At 41.6% G+C, this 22,457-nt stretch carries 18 protein-coding genes; 12 read left to right on the top strand and 6 right to left on the bottom strand.

Annotation, left to right across the window (positions count from 1 at the left end; all coding sequences use genetic code 11):
* Positions 1–118: 118 nt before the first annotated feature.
* Together KEM09_RS11255 and KEM09_RS11250 are read right to left on the bottom strand one after the other, a co-directional pair.
* Positions 119–946 (bottom strand): nitroreductase family protein, encoded by an 828-nt coding sequence (locus KEM09_RS11255; RefSeq protein ID WP_212228369.1) that lies wholly within the window; start codon positions 944–946, stop codon positions 119–121.
* Positions 947–1,070: 124 nt separating this feature from the next.
* Positions 1,071–2,060, bottom strand: coding sequence for a helix-turn-helix domain-containing protein (locus KEM09_RS11250; RefSeq protein WP_212228367.1), 990 nt, complete (start codon positions 2,058–2,060; stop codon positions 1,071–1,073).
* Between the two features lie 183 nt (positions 2,061–2,243).
* Between KEM09_RS11250 and KEM09_RS11245 the strand changes: the two genes are divergently transcribed.
* The 8 genes from KEM09_RS11245 to KEM09_RS11210 all read left to right on the top strand — a co-directional run bounded on the left by KEM09_RS11245 (position 2,244) and on the right by KEM09_RS11210 (position 11,144).
* On the top strand, positions 2,244–3,032 hold the full coding sequence (locus KEM09_RS11245) for a hypothetical protein (RefSeq protein WP_212228365.1): 789 nt from the start codon (positions 2,244–2,246) through the stop codon (positions 3,030–3,032).
* A 177-nt stretch (positions 3,033–3,209) separates the two neighbouring features.
* Complete coding sequence (locus KEM09_RS11240) at positions 3,210–4,493, top strand: BamA/TamA family outer membrane protein (protein ID WP_212228363.1); 1,284 nt, start codon at positions 3,210–3,212, stop codon at positions 4,491–4,493.
* A gap of 234 nt (positions 4,494–4,727) precedes the next feature.
* Entirely contained in the window at positions 4,728–6,092 is a 1,365-nt protein-coding gene (locus tag KEM09_RS11235) for a serine hydrolase domain-containing protein (protein WP_212228361.1), read from the top strand.
* 126 nt (positions 6,093–6,218) lie between these two features.
* Positions 6,219–7,727, top strand: a complete 1,509-nt coding sequence (locus KEM09_RS11230) for an amidase (RefSeq protein ID WP_212228379.1) — start codon at positions 6,219–6,221, stop codon at positions 7,725–7,727.
* A gap of 115 nt (positions 7,728–7,842) precedes the next feature.
* Complete coding sequence (locus KEM09_RS11225; RefSeq protein WP_212228360.1) at positions 7,843–8,298, top strand: nuclear transport factor 2 family protein; 456 nt, start codon at positions 7,843–7,845, stop codon at positions 8,296–8,298.
* Positions 8,299–8,637: 339 nt separating this feature from the next.
* Positions 8,638–9,450 carry a DUF2490 domain-containing protein gene (locus KEM09_RS11220; protein WP_212228358.1) on the top strand — a complete coding sequence of 271 codons (813 nt, stop codon included), beginning with the start codon at positions 8,638–8,640 and terminating at the stop codon, positions 9,448–9,450.
* 52 nt (positions 9,451–9,502) lie between these two features.
* On the top strand, positions 9,503–10,399 hold the full coding sequence (locus KEM09_RS11215; protein WP_212228356.1) for an MORN repeat-containing protein: 897 nt from the start codon (positions 9,503–9,505) through the stop codon (positions 10,397–10,399).
* Positions 10,400–10,688: 289 nt separating this feature from the next.
* Positions 10,689–11,144: a nuclear transport factor 2 family protein gene (locus KEM09_RS11210; protein WP_212228354.1), complete on the top strand. Its 456-nt coding sequence runs from the start codon at positions 10,689–10,691 to the stop codon at positions 11,142–11,144.
* Positions 11,145–11,250: 106 nt separating this feature from the next.
* Here KEM09_RS11210 and KEM09_RS11205 read toward each other — a convergent pair whose 3' ends face one another.
* Entirely contained in the window at positions 11,251–12,237 is a 987-nt protein-coding gene (locus KEM09_RS11205) for a helix-turn-helix domain-containing protein (RefSeq protein ID WP_212228353.1), read from the bottom strand.
* Between the two features lie 238 nt (positions 12,238–12,475).
* Between KEM09_RS11205 and KEM09_RS11200 the strand changes: the two genes are divergently transcribed.
* Entirely contained in the window at positions 12,476–13,840 is a 1,365-nt protein-coding gene (locus KEM09_RS11200; RefSeq protein WP_212228352.1) for an amidohydrolase, read from the top strand.
* A 199-nt stretch (positions 13,841–14,039) separates the two neighbouring features.
* Here the strand turns inward: KEM09_RS11200 and KEM09_RS11195 are convergent, their stop codons facing one another.
* Positions 14,040–15,026, bottom strand: coding sequence for a helix-turn-helix domain-containing protein (locus KEM09_RS11195; RefSeq protein WP_212228351.1), 987 nt, complete (start codon positions 15,024–15,026; stop codon positions 14,040–14,042).
* A gap of 479 nt (positions 15,027–15,505) precedes the next feature.
* On the opposite strand from KEM09_RS11195, the gene KEM09_RS11190 reads away from it, so the two are divergent.
* Positions 15,506–16,813 carry a serine hydrolase domain-containing protein gene (locus KEM09_RS11190; protein WP_212228350.1) on the top strand — a complete coding sequence of 436 codons (1,308 nt, stop codon included), beginning with the start codon at positions 15,506–15,508 and terminating at the stop codon, positions 16,811–16,813.
* 65 nt (positions 16,814–16,878) lie between these two features.
* On the opposite strand, the gene KEM09_RS11185 is transcribed toward KEM09_RS11190, so the two are convergent.
* Positions 16,879–17,862, bottom strand: a complete 984-nt coding sequence (locus KEM09_RS11185) for a helix-turn-helix domain-containing protein (RefSeq protein ID WP_212228349.1) — start codon at positions 17,860–17,862, stop codon at positions 16,879–16,881.
* Between the two features lie 178 nt (positions 17,863–18,040).
* On the opposite strand from KEM09_RS11185, the gene KEM09_RS11180 reads away from it, so the two are divergent.
* A complete protein-coding gene (locus KEM09_RS11180) occupies positions 18,041–19,753 on the top strand; it encodes an amidohydrolase (protein ID WP_212228348.1) in 1,713 nt (570 codons plus the stop codon).
* 204 nt (positions 19,754–19,957) lie between these two features.
* On the opposite strand, the gene KEM09_RS11175 is transcribed toward KEM09_RS11180, so the two are convergent.
* Positions 19,958–20,962, bottom strand: a complete 1,005-nt coding sequence (locus KEM09_RS11175) for a helix-turn-helix domain-containing protein (RefSeq protein WP_212228346.1) — start codon at positions 20,960–20,962, stop codon at positions 19,958–19,960.
* Positions 20,963–21,107: 145 nt separating this feature from the next.
* On the opposite strand from KEM09_RS11175, the gene KEM09_RS11170 reads away from it, so the two are divergent.
* Positions 21,108–22,388 carry a serine hydrolase domain-containing protein gene (locus KEM09_RS11170; RefSeq protein ID WP_212228344.1) on the top strand — a complete coding sequence of 427 codons (1,281 nt, stop codon included), beginning with the start codon at positions 21,108–21,110 and terminating at the stop codon, positions 22,386–22,388.
* Positions 22,389–22,457 lie beyond the last annotated feature (69 nt).

Below are 22,457 nucleotides of genomic sequence, written 5' to 3'. Positions count from 1 at the left end.
ATTGCTTATGAAATAATATGAGCACTTTATTCGTTCATTATCAATCCTTTATATAAAATCATTCCGCTTAACAATAAAGCGTATAAAGGGTAGTTGATAAAAGAGGCTTCGTAAAATATTATAATTTAATCTTGTTCAGATTCAAGCCATCGGACTGGATGGAGCGGGCATATTTAACGGCTGGCAAGCCATACACCATGATGTAACCTATGCGGTGATCATCTGGTATGCCAAAGGCAGCCTTAAGCTCAGTTGCGATTTGTTCCATCACCGCTTTCAGGAAGCCGTTCCAGAGGGTACCAATGCCCATCGTGTTGGCCAACAACTCAAAATAGCTCAGTGAAATCACACAATCGGCCACACCATTGCTGTTCTTTTCTGGTGCAGTGGCTATTATCAGGTGAGGTGCATCTCTGAATATCAAATCAATGCCTTTTGTTTCCCACATTTTCTGAATGGCTGCATACATCGACAGTGAACCTTCCAAAGGCGCTTTCTCATTAGCCTTTTTGATGGCATCATAAACGATTTTGCGCACTTTATCCATCTCCTCACGGGTATGAGTGAGCGATAGGAGTACCTGATTTTTATTGTGGCCTGTTGGGGCGTGTGATGCACTCTTGAGCAGCTGTTCAATTGTTTCAGGCTTAACTTCTTCCTGTTTGAATTTACGAACCGAGCGACGGGTGAGAATCAGTCGCTCCATATCATCAGCTGTAGGTATCTGGCTTGTTACCAGGATGCTGTCATCGGGGTTTTTACCAAAGATAGACAGGGCACCTGTTGGGCAGATAGCCAAACAATGCTGACACCTGATACAGTTCTTTTCCTTACCCTCTTTAATGGCCGGTATCCCATTTTTACCGTCAATAATTAGAGTAGGGCATTCTTTCGAGCAGAGGCCGCAATGGGTGCACTTTGCCTCGTCAATTTTAAAATCTAGCATTTGTCTTTACTTTTTGGGACGACAAATGTAAGCAATCCATTTAGCTTGAAAATATATTTTTATTTAAAGACTGTTTAATTGTGATGCCCTAAGTGTCAGTGTTGACTGTTCAATAAGTATTTGCTTAAGCAGGAATTACATCCTTCGGACTAACGCCTTTAATCTTTTTAAACATCTGGGAAAATTTGGACAGGTTACTATAGCCCAAATCATATCCTACCTCCATCACACTGTAACGGCCGGTTTTCAGTCGCCGATAGGCCTCGTCCATTTTTGCGTGAGTAAAAAACTGATAGACTGAACTATTGAATAAGGCTTTAAAGTCGCGCTGCAGTTTGGATACACTAATAGCGAACTGGGATGCCAGGTCTTCAATGTTGATTTTACTTTCTATCTGGGTCTCTATTTCCTTTTTAATAAGTAACAAGCGGTTGTAATCGTCAATGTGCAAGCCATGAAGTTCTTCCTTATCTGCCGATGATTTTAATGAGCTTAGCAGAAGGGTAAATATGTGCAACGCACATCCTGTGACCATAAGCGAACGCCCAAAAGCTATGTCATCATAAACAAACAACTCTTCAATTAAACGTTCCAGCTCTGTTGTTAATGAAATGTGGTAGCTTTTGGGGGTATCATCCTCAAATAGGCGGTCGATAACCGGCAAACTTTCAGGCATCTTATCCTTCAAAGCCTCCTTTGATACTTTGAAGGTGATAGAGCGCAGGGTGAGATGAGCCGGAAAATAGGAGTTTAACGCAAACAAACCATTATAAATAAATGCCCCGGTGGTGGTGCCTGCCTCCATAAATTCCTGTTGATCATTAAAGTTTTGCACCACATGTCCTTCTCTGACCAATGTAAAATGAAAGAGATCAGGCCTTTTATCAGGGGTGCGCTCGATCATAATATCCTTTGAAAAGGTAGAATTTGTTATGAGAAACTCAAAGTCAGTTGTAAACTCATAAAATGAGAGGCAGACATTATTACCTTGTTTGATATATTCTAGCCGGTTGTTCTCATAAGGATGATTAAGGGCAGCAGAATAATTATTAATGTAATTAACAACATTACCTTCTTCGAAGCGTAGTTTTAAGAGCTTTTCTTTTTCGTCCATTATTTTTTTATTGTCTTTAAATGTAAAAGAAACATTTCGTGTTCGCAACTCTGTTCTTATGTACGGCAAGCGTTAGATGAGGTTTATTTGACCTGATTGGGGAGTCTGTTGACTTATTTGGGATACATATTAAGTGGAGAACAGAGCAATTTTGTGACTGTAAATAATTAAATGTAAGGAGTCATGAGTTACGAGATTAGAGCTTTTCTAAACTTCAAATATTTGTGTGCGTTGTTATTCCTGTTCGTTCCAGTCAGCATGACTTGTGGTCAGACGACGTCAAATGAATATGAACAACAAGGTGTTTTCCGGCCATATTTTTCACGTATACATTCCAACATTGAGTTTTACAATTTTAATCCCAATGAAGATGGCTTATACTGGGTAACAAACGCTAAGCTTAACCTTAGCCAGCGCGACTATATCAATATTGAACTCATTGGCGTTTATCATCAGAAAGGTGGAGAGACTATCTGGACACCGGGTGACTTTAACCTGACATATACGCGTGACTTTATGCCTGCCAACAGAACCAATCACGGATGGCAGGGGCTTTCAGCATCAACTAAGCTGGTTATGCCAAGCGGTAAGCCCGGCAATGCCGGTTTATTCGGGCACTGGATATTGGAGCCTGCCATCCAGTATTCATGGCGCTTGGGCGATGAACGCTTTTTTATCAGTAACAAATGGCGCTATAACTTTCCGTTGGCGAACACAGCTGATTGGTCTGAGCCCCCAATATTCATCCGTTTCGAGCCACAATTTGGCTATCAGGGCAACAGGTGGTCGGCCTCAGTGACAATGGATAACCGCATGGTGTACAACAGAGATGCCTTTGTCATATTTACGCGCCTGGATGCCGGCTATAAGTTTAACCGCCAATTGGGGGTGAATGCCTTTTATACAAGGCGTGTCAGACATACCGAACTGTTTAATACCTATGCTGGTGTTGGGCTTTACTATAACTTCTGATGATTACCTATTTAATTGGCTTAGAAGAACAAAATAAGTACAATTAATCATCACCACTTCCCCTATTGAACTTTTTGGATAAGCGGTTGACTAAAATGGGATAAAAGCTCACCTGTAGAAGGCAGATATTTGTATCACAATAAATAAAAAGAGTAAAACTATTAAAATGATATAATCATGAAGAAGATTCGATTATCTTTTTTAGCAGCATTGCTAGGCTTTGCTGTTACAGCAGGCGCACAGTCGCCTCCAATACAAGACATGCAGGAAGTAACACCTGAAATTGCTGAAGAACGAGCTGAACAAGAAAAAGCTGCCAGCTCAGTACCAGACATTAAAGTGGGTAAGTTATATTTTACGCCTATTCCAGCATTGGCAGCAAACCCTGCATTTGGTTTTGTCTATGGTATGGCAGCATCTGGTAGTATCTTTTTAGGAGATCCTACAACCACTAAAATGTCAAATGCCTTGATGACTGCCACTTATACCACTAAAAATCAGTTGATGTTTACTTTGCGTGGTAATGTGTACACTAATGAAAACAAATGGATGCTACAGGGAGACTATCGCTTCTTTGATTCGTCACAACCTACCTTTGGGTTGGGTACGGGAGCTGATGGCAATACCTTAATACCTGGAGTATCACCTTTTGGCGATGATGAGCTATATGAAGGAGAAGGGATGGAGTTTAATTTTTACAGGGCTCATCAAACAGCGCTAAGACAGGTGAAGCCTTCATTCTATCTGGGAGGTGGAATTCATTATGACCGTTTTGCCAATATTGACGACAACATGCTGGATGTGGAGAATGGCGTGTATACCAACCATTATGTGTATAGTATGAAGCATGGGTTTGATCCAACAGGTTATAGTCTGGTAGGTGCATCAGCAACTGCATTATATGATACGCGTGATAACATGGCCAATCCTTATACGGGGCGATTTGCCAATATTTCGTATAAGTACAATGCCGACTTTTTAGGAAGTGACCAAAGTTCATCAACATTATGGATGGAATACCGCGATTACTTTGGTGTAAATAAGGAAGTACCGCGCAATGTGATTGCTTTTTGGACCTATGCGAATGTAACTACTCATGGTAATTTACCTTATATGCTGATGCCGGCAACTGCATGGGACCAGATGGGCCGCTCAGGTCGTGGCTATGCGCAGGGACGCTGGAGAGGTGATGATATGTTCTACGCTGAGCTGGAATACCGTTTCAGACTACCTGTTTTGGCTAAAAATCCCGACTTATTCGGTGGCGTTGTTTTTGCCAATACTACTTCTGCTTCGGCACGTGATGCTAATGTAAAGCTGTTTGATAACTGGGCGTATGCATTTGGTGCTGGTTTACGTATTCAAATCCAGAAAGCCACCCGTACCAACCTGGGTATTGACTATGCATGGGATCATAATGGTAATGGCGCATTGTACCTTAACTTGACAGAGTACTTTTAAACAGTATAATTTGTTCATCTAGATTAGTTTTCAATTCGTAAGAAGCCTGTTCAGCATCGTCTGTTCAGGCTTTTTTTGTGTGCAAACCACTACGTTAATTACACTCATTTTGTTTGTTTGCTGTTTTGACTGTTTACGGCTCTCAGCTGATAGAATAGGAGTCTTTTTTTGCTTGCCTGAATCCTACTTTTGAAATGTAAATACAAGATTATTAATTCTATAAAACATACCGAAATGAAAGTAAGAAATAGCTATAAGGCTTTAATGCTTGCCATGGCTGTACTAACAGCCTGTAGTACCGGTGAGCAAGCCGGTGAAAAATCAAAAGCAATAAAGGAAATTAGTAAGGTTGAGACCGTAAAAACGGATTACAGTATTCCAGAAAAATTAGAGTCTGTTTCTAAATATAAAGATGGATATACGCCTGCACAAACGATGCAATTCCGAAATACTTATGGGCCTACTTCTGCTATTACAGCCGATGATATAGGTAGTTACGCCTCTACGCATTTAAGCGAGGTGGTTAAATCGGCTGTTGTTCACCGTCAAGGAAATGTTTCTCATTTAGAATCTGAGATATCAGAAGAAATTGCTGATGTAGCAGCGTCTACCATATTAGGAACCATGACACTTAAAGAGATGATGGATGATGAACGCTCAAGAATGAAAGCCATTACCGTTATTCACGATGGTAAAATTGTGTATGAAGATTATAGAGGTATTCGTGATTGGGATAACCACCTATGGGCTTCGGCAACTAAAATTTTCACCGGAACCTTATTGCATATTGCAGAGGAAGAGGGATTGGTAAATCTACAAGCAAATGTTCCAACTTACCTTACTGACCTAAAAGGCACTGCATGGGATAATGTAAAAGTTGAAGATGCCCTGCATATGCGTGCTGGTTTAGATATTAGTGAAAGCCGTTTAGGAAGCAGTCCAACACACCCAACCACTATGCTATATGCCATTACAGGTGGACACCCTAGCTATGCCGGTCAAACGCTTCTGGATGCTGTGAAAAAATCAGAAAGAACCCAAGATGCCGGAGAGCGTTTTGAGTATGCCTCTATTAATACACACGTAGGAACACTTATACTGCAAGAAATATATAACATGCCAATTGAGGATTTAATTTCGACTAAGATATGGTCTAAAACAGGTATGGAAGGAGATGCAGTATTAGGTCTTTCTGAAGGTGGTGAGCCCATGTCGTTTGGTGCTTTTGCTGCCCGTTTACGCGATTTAGGTCGCTTCGGTATGTTATTTACACCAAGTTGGGATGTGGTAGCTAACGAGCAGGTTGTTTCTGATTCATATTTCGGAAAAGCGAAAGCGGCTTCTAAGCCTGAAGCCTACGGCAATGACTACATGAGCCAACGTTTAACCAACGATTTTGGTGAAACAGGATTTGGTGCTTCCTATCAGTGGGATGCCGTTTTTGAAGATGGTGATTTATACAAATCAGGTCGTACAGGTCAGTGTTTATATGTTTCTCCCGAAACAAATACGGTTGTTGTTTGGTATTCGTCAGCCTATCAGGCCGAGGTATGGGTTCATGCTTATGCGCGCGAAATTGTGAAGCAGATGTATCGTTAACAGGTAAGTATATACTCACAACCAAAGTGTTGGTACTAACACAAAGCCTGAGCTCACAAGTTTAAGTTGGCTCAGGTAATACCTTTGCCATAGTTAAAATGAATTCTCAATTAAAATGCAAATGCGATGATATCACGACGAAGTTTTATAAAAAGAAGTTTTGCTGCCGGTGCCGCAGCTATGGTGGCACCAGCTATATATGCTAAAGGCACAAGTGCCCTACCTACCCAATTAGTAGACTTTGATGCACTTGGCTTGTCTCAATTAATTAAAAATAAAGAGGTATCGCCTAAAGAGGTAGTGATGGCAACAATTAATCGCATTGAGGCTCTCGATGGAAAGCTAAATGCTATTAATACCCCTACATTTGAAAAAGCACTGGAAACAGTAAAAAATATTAATCCGGATGCACCATTTGCCGGCGTACCTTTTGTTATGAAAGACAATATAAATTATGCAGGTGTTAAAACAACAAATGGTTCTAAACTTTTCGAAAACAATGTAGCCAAGGAATCGGCACAACTGACCAAAGCATACGAAAAAGCTGGCTTCGTTATTTTAGGAAAAACAAATATGCCTGAGTTTGGTTTGGCACCAACAACCGAATCAGTTTTACTAAAACCAGCTCATAATCCATGGAACACCGAATACTCTTCTGGTGGGTCATCCGGTGGGTCATCTATATCTGTAGCGGCAGGTTATCTTCCGTTGGCACATGCTTCTGATGGTGGTGGTTCCATTCGAATTCCGGCATCATCTTGTGGGATATTTGGTCTTAAACCATCACGTATGAGAATGCTTCCCGGTTCATCAGACCAGCTTGAATTTATGGTTGATAACTGTGTCAGTCGAACAGTGAGGGATAGTGCCATGTTGTTTTCATTAACGCAGAATCCAGCTAATCCTGCTAATTTAAAACCGGTAGGTTTTGTTTCGGGGCCAAGTAAGCGTCGCCTTACCATTGGCTTGTGCATGAAAAATTACTTTGGAGAGCTTCCGCATCCTGAAATACAAAAAGCCATTGAAGATACTGCCAAACTATTGGAGAGCTTAGGGCATACTGTTATTGAGGTAAAGAACCCCGTGACAGGTGAGTTTGAAGATCAATTTTTATCGCTGTTTGCTGCCAAAATGGTTAAAACAGCTGCTTTTGTACAACAAATGACTGGTAAGCCAGCGGCCGAAACAGGATTACTGGAGCCATTCACACTCGAGTTTGATGTTATGGGGCGTAAGCGAGGTAATGAATCGGTAATAAAGGCCAACAAGTACTTTGAGCATAAAGGTATTGAAGTAGCTAACTGGATGAATTCGTTTGATGTATTGTTGACACCTGTAACAAAAACTCCATCGCCTAAGTTAGGCTATATGACTGATTCTTCATTAAGCTTTGACGATTTATCTCGTCGTATATTCGATTACATGTCATATACACCGGTACAAAATGCACTGGGATTACCGGGTATGTCTGTACCTTTGGGTATGAGCTCCAACGGCTTGCCAATTGGTAGTCATTTTGCTGCCGGAAATGGTGATGAGCAAACCCTGCTTGAACTGGCCTACGAGCTGGAAGCAGCTAAACCATGGGCGCATAAATGGGCACCTGTATCGGCTAAAATAAACGGATTAAAATAAAGATAATTTCATATGAAACGACCATGTAAATTTGATTATCCAAATTTTCACACAGGAGGATGATAAAATTTACTTGAGAGTTCCATATGGCAATATGAAAGCAAATTATAATCATATGAAACGAATAGCAGTAATAATGTTTGTTGCAACTTTTGTTATTTCAGGTTTTGCACAATCGTTGAAGAAAGAAGAAGTAATGATAAAAAACCTTATTCAGACAGCTTACCTGGATGGGACACAGAATATTGGTGACATGGCAAAGATAGATGCCGGTTTTCATCCTGATTTCAGGATGCAGGTACTGGAAAAAGATGGCAGTTTAAGCAATGTAGATCTTGGGGGCTGGAAGCAAATGGCTAAGGATAATTTGGAAAAGGGCATTCTGCCCCGCCCCGAAGGAAAGCAAGTGAGTGTTAATATTCTGAATATTGATATTGAGAAGTATGCTTCCAGCGTTAAAATGGAGTATATCCTGGAAGGTAAAACGGTATATATCGACTACCTGCAATTGTATAAATTTGCAGATGGCTGGAAGATTGTGAATAAAACCTATTATACAGTAGGCGACTAGCATTTTTTTAGGTACAAGAGGTAAAAGCAGCTCTCAATTGTGGGAGTTGCTTTTATGGTTTATTGGGTGTGCAACTTAAGCTTCTCCTCTATGAAACTATTTCACGTTCTATTTTGACCAGAACGGATAAGCGTATGAATGAAATGGGGTAAAGGTTAGCAACCATATATCGGTTCTTTGTACTGGACAATAAGTAATAGCACTATGCTGCGCTTTAAGAGTGAATAATTCTTTGGTGCAGCTAGTGTTATTTTATTGCCAGTTGCAGTGTTTTAACCAGAAACCTGAGTTCCAAATGTAATGCAGGATTCAGGTTTGTTCATAATTAACCATTACCTCATGAAGATAAAGATAGTATTTGCATTACTTTTAGTGGCCGCCCTTAGTCAGGCACAGCAGTTTAGTACACCATCTGCCAGCACCACCAACCTGGAAGAAACCGGTATATGGAATGGCTTGTACTTAAAGGTGCGCCTGAGTGATAAAATTGGCTACTATGGCGAGCACCACTACCGCGTGCGCAACTCCCTTGATAATGTCACATCGTTTTACGGGCGTACCAGGCAGATCTACAACCGGGCAGGTATCAACATCTTTTTCAATAAAAACTTTGAGGCGGTTATTGGGCCGACACTGGTACTTAACTATACCCCCGAGCCAGGTAACGACCAGTACGAAAAAATTACCTATGAGCCACGTATATGGCATCAGTGGCTGTTTAAAACACCTGACATGGGACGATTTAATTTATACCATCAATTCAGGTTTGAGCACCGCTGGAAACGTAATAACAACGTGGGTGATGTGCATGACTACACCAATCGCTACCGTTATAAGTTTTTTGCATATATCCCCTTAAACAAATCAACCATCACCGAAAAAACCTTGTACTTCTCGCCCAGTGCCGAAATATTTATGCATACCGGTAGTTCCATTGTATATAATCCATTGGAGGATTTCAGAACCTACAATGGCTTTGGCTATGTGCTCAATAATAATGTCACCTTTTTTGTGGGGCACATGTGGACGCTCGGACAAAAAAGTGATGGGGCCTCTTATCGATCATCGCATATCCTGCGCTTCAATATTCAGCTGGGCTTTGACCTGAGAAAGTTGGAGAAGAAATTACCACGTCCTAACCTGGGCTATTAAACCAGGCAATGTGAAGGCATTACCAAACTGTCAAAATGATAAAACTAAAAGCATGAAACAATCCCTTAAAAATATTATTGCTGGCTTTGTAATACTGGTATTTGTGGCTTTATGGCTCAATAGCCATATACAATTAAATGGACTAAACACCACCCTGATGCAGTACCGGGATGAACTGTCATTTTATCAATTGAAATCACTGGCCGATTCCTTACTGAACAGTAATGAGGATGCAAGGGCACTGGAGTTGTTCGCCGTTATCGACAGTATGGGCAGTAGTGACCATTATTCAAACAGAGCCCGTGAGATAATTGAGGCACGAAAGATGGATAATACCAGTTACACAGAGCTCGCTGATAAATTGCGCCGAAGAAGCAATGCCATCAGGCAACTGCTGGCCAATAAACATGAGCTGAACGATAGCCTGGAGAGCGTCAAATCAAGTTTGGGTACCCTGCAGCATGAGAACGATTCTATGCGGGTGTCGAATCGTTATATCAGCCAGAAAGTGAATGAGCTGAGTGATAGTATAGGAGCCATTACTCCCATGGATGCCCTGGTATTGCAAAATGCCGATGGAGTGACCATACGCTATATAGGCGGTACTAACGATGGGCAGGCCGAGGGCTTTGGCTATGCCATATTCGACAGTAAAAGTTTTTATGAGGGGTATTGGCATAGCAACCAACGGTGGGGCACTGGTAAATACCACTGGCCCAATGGCGATTTCTATGAGGGGGAGTATGCCAACGATTTACGAAATGGCTATGGTATCTACCACTTCAGCAGTGGTGAACTATACAAAGGTCATTGGAAAAATGACCTGAGGCATGGCCATGGTATTTTACTAAGTAAAGACGGCAAGGTGTTGTTTAGAGGTAAGTGGAAGGATAATGAGCCAGTCAAAAAAACAACTAACCATTTATTAAACATCAGCCTGCTTGAGTAGGATTACATCTAATTGTGTTTTGACCGGAACGGACAAGCAATTGAGTGAAAAGGGTTAAAGCTTAAAAGTAATATATCGGTTCTTTGTATTAGAAAGAAAGTAATTCATCCGATTTTTTTTAGCCACAAAAGGAAGGTGGTCTTTTAAAATGAAGTACCGTCAGCTTTTTAATAAAACAATAGCGTATATGAAACGAACATGTAAATTTTAATCTTAAAAATTGCACACAGGGTAATGATTAAAATTTCTTGAGAGTTCCATGTGGCAAATGAAAGAAAATTATAAACACATGAAAAAGTATATTTTACTAATTACAACAGCCCTGATAGGATTTACTGCTTTTGCGCAGTCAGACATCAAAGAAGAAATGGCCATTAAACGGGTCATTGAATCGGCTTACCTCGACGGCGTGCAGAATATTGGTGATATGGCAAAGATTGATGCCGGCTTTCATACCGATTTTAGGATGCAGGTGCTGGAGGAGAATGGGCGATTGAGTAATGTATCACTGGCCCAGTTTAAGCAGCGCGTGAAAAGCAACATGGTGAATGGTGTTTTGCCACGCAGGGTAGGCAAGCATGTGAGTGTAGATTACCTTAGTATTGATGTGACCGACAATGCGGCCAGTGTAAAAATGGACTATATACTCGACGGAAAATCGGTGTATATCGACTACATGCAACTATACAAATTCGCCGATGGCTGGAAGATAGTTAATAAAATATACCACACAGTGACTGATTAATACTGTTTGTACAAAGAAACTTGTTTTCATAGGCACTATGCTGCACTTCGTTGGACTAATACACGGGTGTGGTTAGTGCCATTTTTTTGCTGTATGCACAGAGGTGTTACAGCGGTATTACATCCTTCGGACTGATGCCTTTTATTTTTTTAAACATGGTGGAGAATTTCGACACATTCTGGTAGCCCAAATCATAGCCAACGGCTGTAACCGAGTAATTGCCCGATTGTAATCTGCGATAAGCCTCATCCATTTTGGCATGGGTGTAAAACTGGCTGACCGAGCAGTTATACAATGTCTGAAAATCGCGTTTAAGCTTAGAGGGGCTGATGGCAAAACGCTGTGCAATATCTTCCATATTTATCTTTCCCTCCAGTTGGGTCAATACAAAGTTTTTGATGTCAATCACACGCTGATAATCATCTTTATGCAAGCCATTCAGATCATCTTGCTTTAGTTGATTACTTAAAGCACTCATCAGCAAAACAAACAGCTCTAAGCCGCGAGCCATTACCAGCCCTTTACTTCCAAAGCTGGCGTCCTCCAGGTAAAACACATCTTCCGATAATTTTTGAAGTTCAGGGCTGACATAGGTATGATACCATTTGGGCTCATCATCAGGAAAAAGAGAATGTAACAAGCCTTTGGCATCGGGTAATATGGTTTCAAAAGCAGCCTTGGAAAACTTAACTGAAACCGAATGAAGATCGGTATGGGCCGGATAGCTGGTATTGAGCTTAAACAATCCGTTGTGGAGAAACAAGCCTGTGGCGCCGCCTGCGTCAGCCTGTTGCGTATTATTAACGTAATGGCGATCGTACTGACCTTCTTTAATGAGCGTAAGGTGAAAATAATCGGCACGTTCATCAGGCAATCGATTAACATTTAAATCTTTCTGCACATACGATCGCAGAAGTAATAATTCAAAATCAGGTAACAAGTGGTAAATTGATACTTTAATCCGGTTACCGGCCGAGTTGACTTCATAACTGTTTTCGTTACGATGGCCTCCAAATTTTTCTTCCAGGACATCCAGGTAATTTGCTACAGCTCCTTCTTTAACAAGTATGTCGTAGGTCGATTTTTTATTCATTGTCTGTAGTTCAATATATGCTTGTGAATGTAATATAAAGATACAGTATATCCAATAATTAATAAGCAGAGTACGAAGTTGCAGGAGGAACCCTGGTTAATAGCTCTATAAAACTAAATGGGAGGTCTTGTTGGTCTATTCGGGCTTCTGCCTGCGCAGGAGTAGTGCCATCTTTGCATTGTAGTTACGAATTAACGCATTATAAACATTAAATAGTAATAAATAAAAACGGAAAGTTATGAAACGATTAATTGACAAATTGATGCTCCTTAGCGTTTATGTTACTGTACTTGGATTGTTAACAACAACAGTACAGGCACAGGAAAGTACCTTACCACAGTCCATCATCGATCAGATGGAAAAAGTAGTTGATAATAAAGCGGAGTATATTCAGGAGATATACAAAGACTTGCATGCCAATCCTGAGTTACCTTTTCAGGAAGTTCGTACTGCCGGTGTTGTAGCTCGCGAGTTAGAGCAGCTGGGTTTTGAAGTACACACAGGTATTGGTATTACCGGTGTAGCAGGTGTTTTAAGAAATGGAGACGGACCTGTATTAATGTACCGTGGCGATATGGATGCCCTGGCCGTAAAAGAAGAAACCGGATTGCCTTATGCCAGTACAAAAACAGCCATTGATATGGATGGTAATGAGTCGCCAGTGATGCATGCCTGTGGTCATGATGCGAACACAACTTATGTAATTTCATTGGCCCATACCATGGTTGAAATGAAGGATCAATGGTCGGGAACATTGGTATTGATTGCCCAACCGGCTGAAGAACCTGTTACGGGTGCCCAGGCTATGGTGGACGATGGTTTGTATACCAAGTATAATGTGCCTCAGCCTGATTATTTCCTGGCACAACACACCTCACCATTTCCTGTTGGTGCATACCTGGCAACCGACGGACGATTAACAACAGGTACCACACACATCGATGTTATTTTCCATGGCATTGGTGGTCACGGGTCGTCACCGCATCATGCCATCGATCCGGTGGTGATGGCGGGTATGGCCATCGTACAATTGCAAACAGTGGTGTCGCGCTATACCGATCCGGAAGAGGTGGCAGTATTAACCATTGGAAGTGTGCAGGCTGGTGTGGAGCACAATGTGATTCCTATTGAGTCGCACCTGAAATTGAAGCTCCACTTTTCAAATGCCGAAACCATGGATAAGATGATCAAAGGTATTCACGACATTGTTAATGGTATTGCCATAGCCAACGGCGTATCAGAAGATAAGATGCCTACCATTACACAGAGCGGATTTGGACCAGCTGTATATAATGATGAGGCGTTGATGTCAACCATTCGCAGTGCAACCGATCGAGTAGACTTTGTTAATCATCGTGTTGATAACTTAAGTGTACCAGGATCGGAAGATGCATTCGCACTGATTGACGGAATTAAGAATGTTAAAGGTGCCTACCTGTTTATTGGAACGGCAGATCCTGTTATGTTTGCCAAGGCGAAGCAAGAAGGTAAAGAGTTTCCGTTTACACCTCATGAGCCTACCTACCAGGTTGACTTGGAAGGAATCACTTTTGGCTCTAAATTATCTGCTTTAGTGGCATTAGAGATTTTGCAGAAGCACTAAACCATAGTTGCTAGCATAAATAATAGCCCATCTCCAGGTATTGTGGCTGATTGACTCAGGCCCTGCGAAAGATTCCATAAAACAAGGAACTTCCGATGATGGAGGTTCCTTTTGTTACTTTCAATAAACAGAGTTTTTTTACCCTCCGCGTCCTTCTTTTACTCTGCGGTAAAAATTAACAAAAGCAGCAATCAACTTCTTATAGCGGCACCACATCCTTCGGGTTGATGCCTTTGACTTTTTTAAACATCAGCGAAAATTTAGAGATGCTCTGGTAGCCCAGGTCATAACCCACTTCTGTTACTGTATAATCGCCGGTGCGCAATCGGCGGTAGGCTTCATCCATTTTGGCTTGCGTATAAAAGGCATAAATAGTAGTGTCGTAGAGCGTTTTAAAATCGCGCTTGAGTTTTGAGAGGCTTACGGCAAACATATCGGCAATATCCTCAATATTAACCTTATCTTCGAGGTGTTGGAGCAAATAGTCTTTGACCTTTAGCAGCCGGTTATAATCATCAATATGCAATCCGTTTAATTCATCTTTATCAAGCTGGCTCTGGAGTGTTTTCATTAATAAGGGCAGTATCTCAAGTCCTTTGGCAACAGATAACGGAATGCGCCCATAAGAGGCATTGTCGTAAAAGAATAATTCATCGAGCAATCTGTCCAGCTCTTTGTTAACGGCGGTATGATACGCTTTGGGTTCCTGGTCGCCAAACAGGTCGTCAAGCAAGCCAACTGCCTCAGGCATTATCTTAGCCAATGCTTTTCTGGAGAATTTATACCCAACTGTTTGTATGTCGTTTCGTTGTGCAAAGACTGAGGTGAAAGGGAAAAGGCCGTTGTAGATAAACACACCGTTGGAGCTACCGGCCTGTGTGTACTTTAAGCTATCCTGATAATTTTGTTTTACCTGCCCCTGGTTAATCAGGTTGAAGTGGTAGAAATCGGGGCGGTTGTCGGGCTCGCGTTCAATTATTATGTCTTTATGGTAGTTGATATGCGACACAATCATATCAAACTCGTCGATAAAGCTATAAAATGAAGCTTTCATCTTAATATCTCCTTGTTCAATCAAAACCAGGTTGTCGTTTTGCTTGCCACCAATAGTCTTGTTTACCGCCTCAATATAATTAGCAGCTCCGCCCTCCTTAAGTCGGATATGAATAGCTGAATCTTGTTCCATTATAATTACCATGTTCTGATGCCTAAAAGTACAAAAATTACGGTTCTGTATGGATTAGAGTGGGTAAACTCAAGAGTTCCCCAACGGCCTTGGCTGGTAAGCCATAAAACATCGGAACAATTAAGAATTGAGTATTCTTAATTGTTTCAGTTGGAAGTCGTTGGTTTTATGAGCGTAAGCAGGCATAGCCGAAGATTTTTTTGCTTGCGTTTTTTCATCTTTGAAATTACTTTGTTATTCATGAGGATCAAAAAAGACAGACACTTCCGAATAAAAAATGAAGTCGGGGTTTGGGGTTGAAAACCCCAGCATGATAATTAAAACTATACCCACTAAATATCATATAGAGCCAAAATTACTAAAGCATCTGATTTGAACTTATTTGGATTTTAGCTGGACTTATATGGACAAAACCTCAGAGGCATTTCCTTCAACTTTGTACCTATCAAATAGTAACAGACAATTAAAACATAAACGTTATGAGAACAATGAAATTAGCAGCCATTACAGCTCTGGCATTCACTTTAGGTTTGAATACTGTACATGGTCAAACACAACAACCTGCAGACCTCTCGCCAGTTTCTGTATTGAAAGACGGCACTTCACCCGAACAAGCCGTTGAATATCGAAAAAATTACAGCAGTAGGGACTTTCTGGTAAACGGTGATTTGGGAACCTACAGTTTTATAAACATACCGGAGTTTTACAACACGGCAACAGTTTACCGAGGAGCCGGACAAGTAGCTATGCTCGAAAAAGACTTAGATCCATCCTTAATGGATATGATGACAGATACAGATTTAGGTAAAATGTCTGTTAGCGAACTTTTACAAAATGAGCAAGCCCGCATGCAAGGACTACTGGTTATTCATGATGGCAAGATTGTGTTGGAAGAATACCCGGGCATGCACGAGCTGGATAAGCACAGCTGGTTTTCAGCATCGAAGCAATTGCTAGGTCTTACTGTGCATATTCTCGAAGAAGAAGGCTTAATTGACCTGGAAGAATATGTGCCACATTACATTCCTGAATACGATAGCGATGATTGGAAGCGAATTAAAGTAAAGCATTTACTGCACCATGTGTCGGGCATGGATTATGTAGAGACCAATGCCAATTTTATGAATCCAGAGCATGCCTTATCGCAAATGACAATGTATTCACTGGCAGCACGTCATGAGGATGGTGGCCGATCGGTTTTTGAACTCATGAAAGATGTTAAAAGCTATATTGAGCCAGGTGTTAAATATGATTACGCATCGCCTAATACACAGTTACTAGGTTTTATTGTAGAGCGAGTAACCGGTAAAAAGTTTGAAGACGTAGTGAGTGAGCGTATCTGGACACAGGTAGGCATGGAAAGTGAAGGACACTATGCCCTGTCGGCTCAAGGTGAACCATTATCAGCCGGATATTTCGGGTCGCGCCTGCGCGATATGGGTCGCTTTGCAATGCTATACACACCTAGCTGGAGCAAGGTTACTGATAAACAAATTGTAAGCGACAGTTACTTTACTAAGGTAAACGACACCGAATATGCACTAGCCCTTAAAAGAGGTGTTGAAACCGAAAAAGCGAAGTTCTTTAAAGATGGCCAGTCGCATGCCACCTATCAGTGGGATTTGAACTTTACAGATGGAGACATGTACAAAGCCGGCCGTTACGGGCAAGGTATTTACGTATCGCCTGAAACCAATACGGTTATTGTATTCTTTTCAAGCGTATACATGAATCAGATTTACTTCCCTGACTTTGCCCGCCAGTTGGTGCAGCAGAACTATCGTTAATTGTCAGTAGATGGAAGTCAGTAGTCAGTAGTGTCTGGCTACTGACTTATTATTTGTGCCCGTGTTCATAAAGGCACCACATCACTCGGGCTAATGCCCTTTACCTTCTTAAACATCTCCGAGAACTTAGAAAGGCTATTGTAGCCCAGGTCGTAGCCTACTTCGGTAACCGAGTATTGCCCCGATTGCAGGCGGCGATAAGCCTCATCCATTTTAGCATGGGTGTAGAACTTGTAGATGGTCATATTAAACAGCGCCTTAAAGTCGCGGTTGAGCTTAGAGATGCTAATGGCAAATTCATCAGCAATGGCTTCTACATTAATAGAATCGGCTAAGGATGCCAGCAGGTGTTTCTTGATGCGCATCAGCCGGTTGTAATCATCAATATGCAGGCCGTTCAGCTCATCATCGTCCATTTGTTCTATTGTCTTCATCGTAATAGCCAATACCTCCAGAGCACGGGCTTTTATCAGCGCCTTAGAGGCAAAGCCTCCTTTATGATAGTGAAGAATATCATCAACCAGTAGACTAACCTCGCGCGGCGGCATAATGTGATAGGCCAGTCCTTCGGACGAGTTATACATGGTATTGATGAGCGGCCATACTTCAGGTATTAATTGCTTCAAAGCACCTTTCTCAAACTTTAATACGATGGATTTATAGGGTGTATTGGCAGGAAATTCGGCCGATAAAGGAAACAAACCGTTATAAAAGAATATGCCTTTGGCACTTTCAGCTTCCAGTTGCTGCAGCTGGTTGGCATATGCCTGGGTGTAAAAGCCGGTATGAATAATAACCATATGCAACAAATCGGGGTTACTATCGGGTATACGTATCATTTTAAAAGGCTCCGAATGAATTATCTCGGCTACCCCTAGTTCAATGCCGTCAGCTATGATGTGAGAAGAACCGGCAATTTCAGTTTTACCCCCTTTATAGTGATAGGATTCAGGCTTTAGTTCACCTCCAAAATGTTGATGGTAAGCACTCATGTAGTTGATGAATGGGCCTTCTTTAAATTTAAAAATAAGTGGTTCTCCTTGTGCCATTAGCTATGCTTCTTTATGTCAAAAATAAAGATTGTTCGTATCTGCCCCAACATTAAGCTCACTTATTAATGGCATGCCATGCAAAAAATGGGATAGTGCTTGACGAAAAAGGTGCAATCGGCCCCTGTGAATCTATATATGTTTGTATCAGAAATTACAAACAATTAAATAATTAGATATGCAGACAAGAAGATACTTTTTTAGGACCTACTTATTAGGTATTCTGATAATGATTGGTCTGACGAGTTGCGCTCAGCAAGAGACAGCAGTCACCATTTTTCATGGTGGAACCATTATGACCGTTGACAGTGACTTTTCGGAAGTGGAAGCGGTTGCTATTGAAGGTGATAAGATTGTTGCAACCGGTGATTTATCAAATCTACAGAAAGAGTTTGGGAAACAAGCCAGTATTATTGATTTGGAAGGCAAAACCATGCTGCCGGGCTTCATTGATCCTCACGCACATGTGTTGACCTTTGCGCCGGTTCGGTTTTTAACCGAAAATATAGGAGTCGATAATTTTAGAACAACCCAGGAAGCACTTGATCATTTAAAGCAAATAGCTTCAAAAAAAGAAAAAGGAGAGTGGATTGCTGCCAGTGGCTGGGACCCATCAGTTCAGGAGGGCGTATCAGCAATAACCAATAAAGAGTTGGATCAAATTTCTACCGAGCATCCCATCTTTATTTTAAATACCTCAGGTCATCTGGCTTATATAAACTCGCTGGCATTCGAAGCTGCCGGAATTGATGAAAATACGCCCAATCCTCCTGGTGCTGAATATGTAAAAGACCAACAAGGAAAACTAACTGGGGTTGTTAAAAACAATATTGCATTCTTCCCTGTATGGTTGGCGAATCCAGCAGCAAGCCAGTTAAATATGGAAGACGCCATAGTATCCTTGTTAAATGAATTCAACCAGTATGGTTTAACTACAACCAGTGAGTTCTCACTAGGTATTACCAGTCAGGGCCCCGCCGATTTTGATTTATTATTAGCTGCGGCTCAACGCGAAGATTTTACCGCACGCATAATGGCTTATCCATGGTACACCCTTGAGGAGAAATGGAATGAAGCTGGAACCAAAATGTACGATGGTAATGATTTGGTGAAAATAGTGGGCTACAAATTGGTTGCTGACGGTTCAAACCAGGGATATACAGGATTCCAGCGCGAAGAGTTTTATAACGAAGAGCAGAAAGGTAACTTAGGTAAAGAGTATATGACTGTTGATGAAATGTATCGTCAGGCTAAAATAAGAGCAGAACAAGGCTGGCACATGGCTTTACATGGAAATGGCGATGCTGGTATTGACAATGTGTTGACAGTAATGCAGATGTTAAAAGACGATGGAATAGATGTAGCAAAACTACGTCCGCGTATTGAGCACTGTTCTATTTTGCACGACGATCAGATTGAAAAGATGAAGGATCTGGGCGTATCAGCCAGTTTTTTAATTGGCCACGTGCACTATTGGGGGACTGCGATGAGAGATGAGGTGTTTGGGCCAGAGAAAGCACTATTGCTTGACCGAACAGCCAGCGTTGAAAAAGCAGGGGTTGGCTATACCCTGCATTCCGACTTTGCCGTCACAGAACCTAACATGCTCAAGCTAATTGAAATTGCGGTAACACGAACCACTTTTAAAGAGCCTGATTTTGTGTTAAACCCCGCTGAGCGTGTATCTGTCGAATCAGCTATTCGTGCTGTAACAAGTGAAGCGGCATGGCAAATGATGGTTGATAATATGGTAGGTAGCCTTGAAGTAGGTAAATATGCCGATTTCGTGATTCTGGAAGACGATCCGCGTAAGGTTGAGCCATCAACAATCTCAGAAATTAAAGTGGTGGAGACCTGGATGAATGGAAAGCAGGTTTATGAAAACAAATAATACCAAAAACCATTCAAATTGACGTGGATGCAATGCCGATAGATGATTAAAGACCAGTTAAAAGCGCAGCGCATTGAGAGGTCATTTTAATCACTAATCGGTATAGGACCTTACCATAAAGAACGTATATAGAAACAATACTACCCTGTTGCTACAGCAATGGGGTAGTAAAGTTTTATGGCAATAAGTATGATTGTTTATTATTTACAGCGCCACCACATCACTCGGGTTAATCCCCTTTACTTTCTTAAACATCTCCGAGAACTTGGGAAGACTGCTGTAGCCCAGGTCATAGCCCACTTCAGCCACCGAGTAATTACCTGTTTGCAATCGACGGTAGGCTTCATCCATTTTAGCACGGGTGTAAAACTTATAGATGGTCATATCAAACAAGGCTTTAAAATCCCTGTTAAGCTTCGATACGCTAATGGCAAACTCTTCAGCAATGGCTTCTACATTGATGGTGTCGGTTAATGAATCCAGCAGGTGCTTTTTGATACGCATCAGCCGGTTGTAATCGTCAATATGCAAGCCATGCAGCTCGTCATCTGTCATTTGTTCCATTATTTTCATGGTGATGACCAAGGCCTCGAAAGCCCGCGCTTTTATCATTGCTTTGGCCCCGTATATTCCCTTTTGGTAACGCAGAATATCGTCGACCAGCTGATTCACCTCATTGGTAGTAGGAATGTGGTAGGCCAGGCCTTCGTCTGTTGGATACATCGTTTTGAGCATTGCAGCGGCTTCGGGAATTATATCTTCGAGGCAGGATTTCTGAAATTTAAATGTGATGGCTTTATAAGGCGAGTTGGCAGGAAATTCAGCTTCTAGCGGAAACATGCCGTTGTAGATAAAGATCCCTTTGGTACTGTTAGCTTCCAGTTTCAAAAGCTCCTGCTCAAATGTTTGTGTGTACTCGCCTGTATGAATAATCACCAGGTGATAATAGTCCGGGTTATTATCCGGTATCCTTACCATTTTCAGTGCTTCAGAATGTATTGCATCAATAATCGAAAACTCAATGCCTTCTGTTAGCTGTATAGCAGTGCCATGTACTAATGTAGTGCCTTTCTTCAAATAGTAGGAGTTGCTTTTTAGCTCACCACCAAAGTGGTCATACATGGCCTTGAAGTAGTTTTCTACCTGGCCTTCTCTTAATTCAAGTAATACGGGCTTGGTGTTCTTCATAGTTTCTTTCTCGTCTTTCAAATGTAACTGATTATGTAGGGCCGAACAAGGCTAGTTGTGTTGTTTTGACGATTTTGGAATTTTACTTGAAGAAAATCAATTGCTCAGAGCCTGGCAGCTCCTGTACTTTTGTCATGTAAGTTGAAACAATTTAAAACGTAATATTATGAAACTAAGAAGTTATTTATTAATGGCAGTTGCTGTTTTAACCATGGCGAATAGTGCAGTTGCTCAATCGGGTGATACAGCCAAAGAGTTAGGATTGATGGAAGGCTATCCGGCATCTGAAGATAAGCGGGTAGACGCTACCAATTGGGCGATGTATCCCTTTAATCGTTGGGGATTTTTAAATGTACAGCGCATTCATAACACTGCGAATATTGATAATGGCTATGGCCCGGCTGTTCCTTTTGAGCGTGCAGTACAAAATCTTGATGGATTAACGGTGGGGCTTGAGGGTGATCAGTCCTTTGAACTGCGCGAGCTATTGGAGAACTATAATACCGATGCTTTTGTAGTACTGCATAAAGGACAATTAGTATATGAGCGGTTCTGGAATGATATGTCACCTTTATCTCCACACTGGGCTGCATCTACTTCTAAATCAGTAATTGGAACGGTGGCAGCTATCTTAATCGAACGAGGCACCTTGGATGCTGATGCAATGATAAAAGATATCATACCCGAATTGTCAAAAAGCGGATTTGCGAAGGCTACTGTGCGTCAGCTGTTAGATATGAGTGTTGGAACAGCCTGGAATGAAAGTATTGGTGAGTTGATGAATGAACAGTCGTTTGCCCGCCAGTATGGTGCCGCAGCCAACTCATGGCAGATAAAAGGATACGAAGGTGGTGGAGTGATGGATTTTCTGCCCGGCATTAAGCAAGACCGTAAGCATGGTGAATCATTTATGTACAACTCTCCAGCTGTTGATGTGCTGGGATGGGTGTTGAATCGTGTAACCGGCAAAACGCTTGAGCAGAATGTGTCAGATGAAGTATGGCGTCATTTAGGGGCTGAAGGACAGACTATTTATTTGCTTGACGGAGCAGGTATTGCCTGGGCAACAGGTGGTGTGTCAGCTCCGGCATATGATTTTGCCAAGTTTGGCTTATTGATGCAACAAGGCGGTATGATCAACGGTAAGCGTGTATTCTCATCAGCCATTACAGAAGACATTATCAATAATGGTAACAGAGAAGAGTTTAGTAATGGAACACATGCCGATTTGTATCCGGAAGGAACTTACCGCAACTTTTGGTGGGCAAAAGGCAATGAGGATAATGCTTACCTGGCGAAAGGTATCTATGGCCAATACATTTATGTGAACCCAACCAAAGAAGTGGTGATTGTGCGTTTTGCATCCGAAAAAACAAGTGCCGATCGTGAGCGTATGAAGCGTGTGGAAAATGCGTTTCAACAGATTACAGACTATTTAAATAAATAACACCGTAAAGACTCAATATACATGGAGGCTGGTTCTTATATCAGCCTCCATTTTTTTAACTACCTCTTA

The organism is Carboxylicivirga mesophila, assembly GCF_018271975.1.
GTDB lineage: Bacteria > Bacteroidota > Bacteroidia > Bacteroidales > Marinilabiliaceae > Carboxylicivirga > Carboxylicivirga mesophila.
This window is presented reverse-complemented; position numbering and strand designations above follow the sequence as displayed.

Excerpts from the sequence above, each read along its gene's own strand:
- KEM09_RS11255 (WP_212228369.1), bottom strand. The coding sequence starts at position 946 with ATGCTAGATTTTAAAATTGACGAGGCAAAGTGCACCCATTGCGGCCTC.
- KEM09_RS11250 (WP_212228367.1), bottom strand. The coding sequence starts at position 2,060 with ATGGACGAAAAAGAAAAGCTCTTAAAACTACGCTTCGAAGAAGGTAAT.
- KEM09_RS11245 (WP_212228365.1), top strand. The coding sequence starts at position 2,244 with ATGAGTTACGAGATTAGAGCTTTTCTAAACTTCAAATATTTGTGTGCG.
- KEM09_RS11240 (WP_212228363.1), top strand. The coding sequence starts at position 3,210 with ATGAAGAAGATTCGATTATCTTTTTTAGCAGCATTGCTAGGCTTTGCT.
- KEM09_RS11235 (WP_212228361.1), top strand. The coding sequence starts at position 4,728 with ATGAAAGTAAGAAATAGCTATAAGGCTTTAATGCTTGCCATGGCTGTA.
- KEM09_RS11230 (WP_212228379.1), top strand. The coding sequence starts at position 6,219 with ATGATATCACGACGAAGTTTTATAAAAAGAAGTTTTGCTGCCGGTGCC.
- KEM09_RS11225 (WP_212228360.1), top strand. The coding sequence starts at position 7,843 with ATGAAACGAATAGCAGTAATAATGTTTGTTGCAACTTTTGTTATTTCA.
- KEM09_RS11220 (WP_212228358.1), top strand. The coding sequence starts at position 8,638 with ATGAAGATAAAGATAGTATTTGCATTACTTTTAGTGGCCGCCCTTAGT.
- KEM09_RS11215 (WP_212228356.1), top strand. The coding sequence starts at position 9,503 with ATGAAACAATCCCTTAAAAATATTATTGCTGGCTTTGTAATACTGGTA.
- KEM09_RS11210 (WP_212228354.1), top strand. The coding sequence starts at position 10,689 with ATGAAAAAGTATATTTTACTAATTACAACAGCCCTGATAGGATTTACT.
- KEM09_RS11205 (WP_212228353.1), bottom strand. The coding sequence starts at position 12,237 with ATGAATAAAAAATCGACCTACGACATACTTGTTAAAGAAGGAGCTGTA.
- KEM09_RS11200 (WP_212228352.1), top strand. The coding sequence starts at position 12,476 with ATGAAACGATTAATTGACAAATTGATGCTCCTTAGCGTTTATGTTACT.
- KEM09_RS11195 (WP_212228351.1), bottom strand. The coding sequence starts at position 15,026 with ATGGAACAAGATTCAGCTATTCATATCCGACTTAAGGAGGGCGGAGCT.
- KEM09_RS11190 (WP_212228350.1), top strand. The coding sequence starts at position 15,506 with ATGAGAACAATGAAATTAGCAGCCATTACAGCTCTGGCATTCACTTTA.
- KEM09_RS11185 (WP_212228349.1), bottom strand. The coding sequence starts at position 17,862 with ATGGCACAAGGAGAACCACTTATTTTTAAATTTAAAGAAGGCCCATTC.
- KEM09_RS11180 (WP_212228348.1), top strand. The coding sequence starts at position 18,041 with ATGCAGACAAGAAGATACTTTTTTAGGACCTACTTATTAGGTATTCTG.
- KEM09_RS11170 (WP_212228344.1), top strand. The coding sequence starts at position 21,108 with ATGAAACTAAGAAGTTATTTATTAATGGCAGTTGCTGTTTTAACCATG.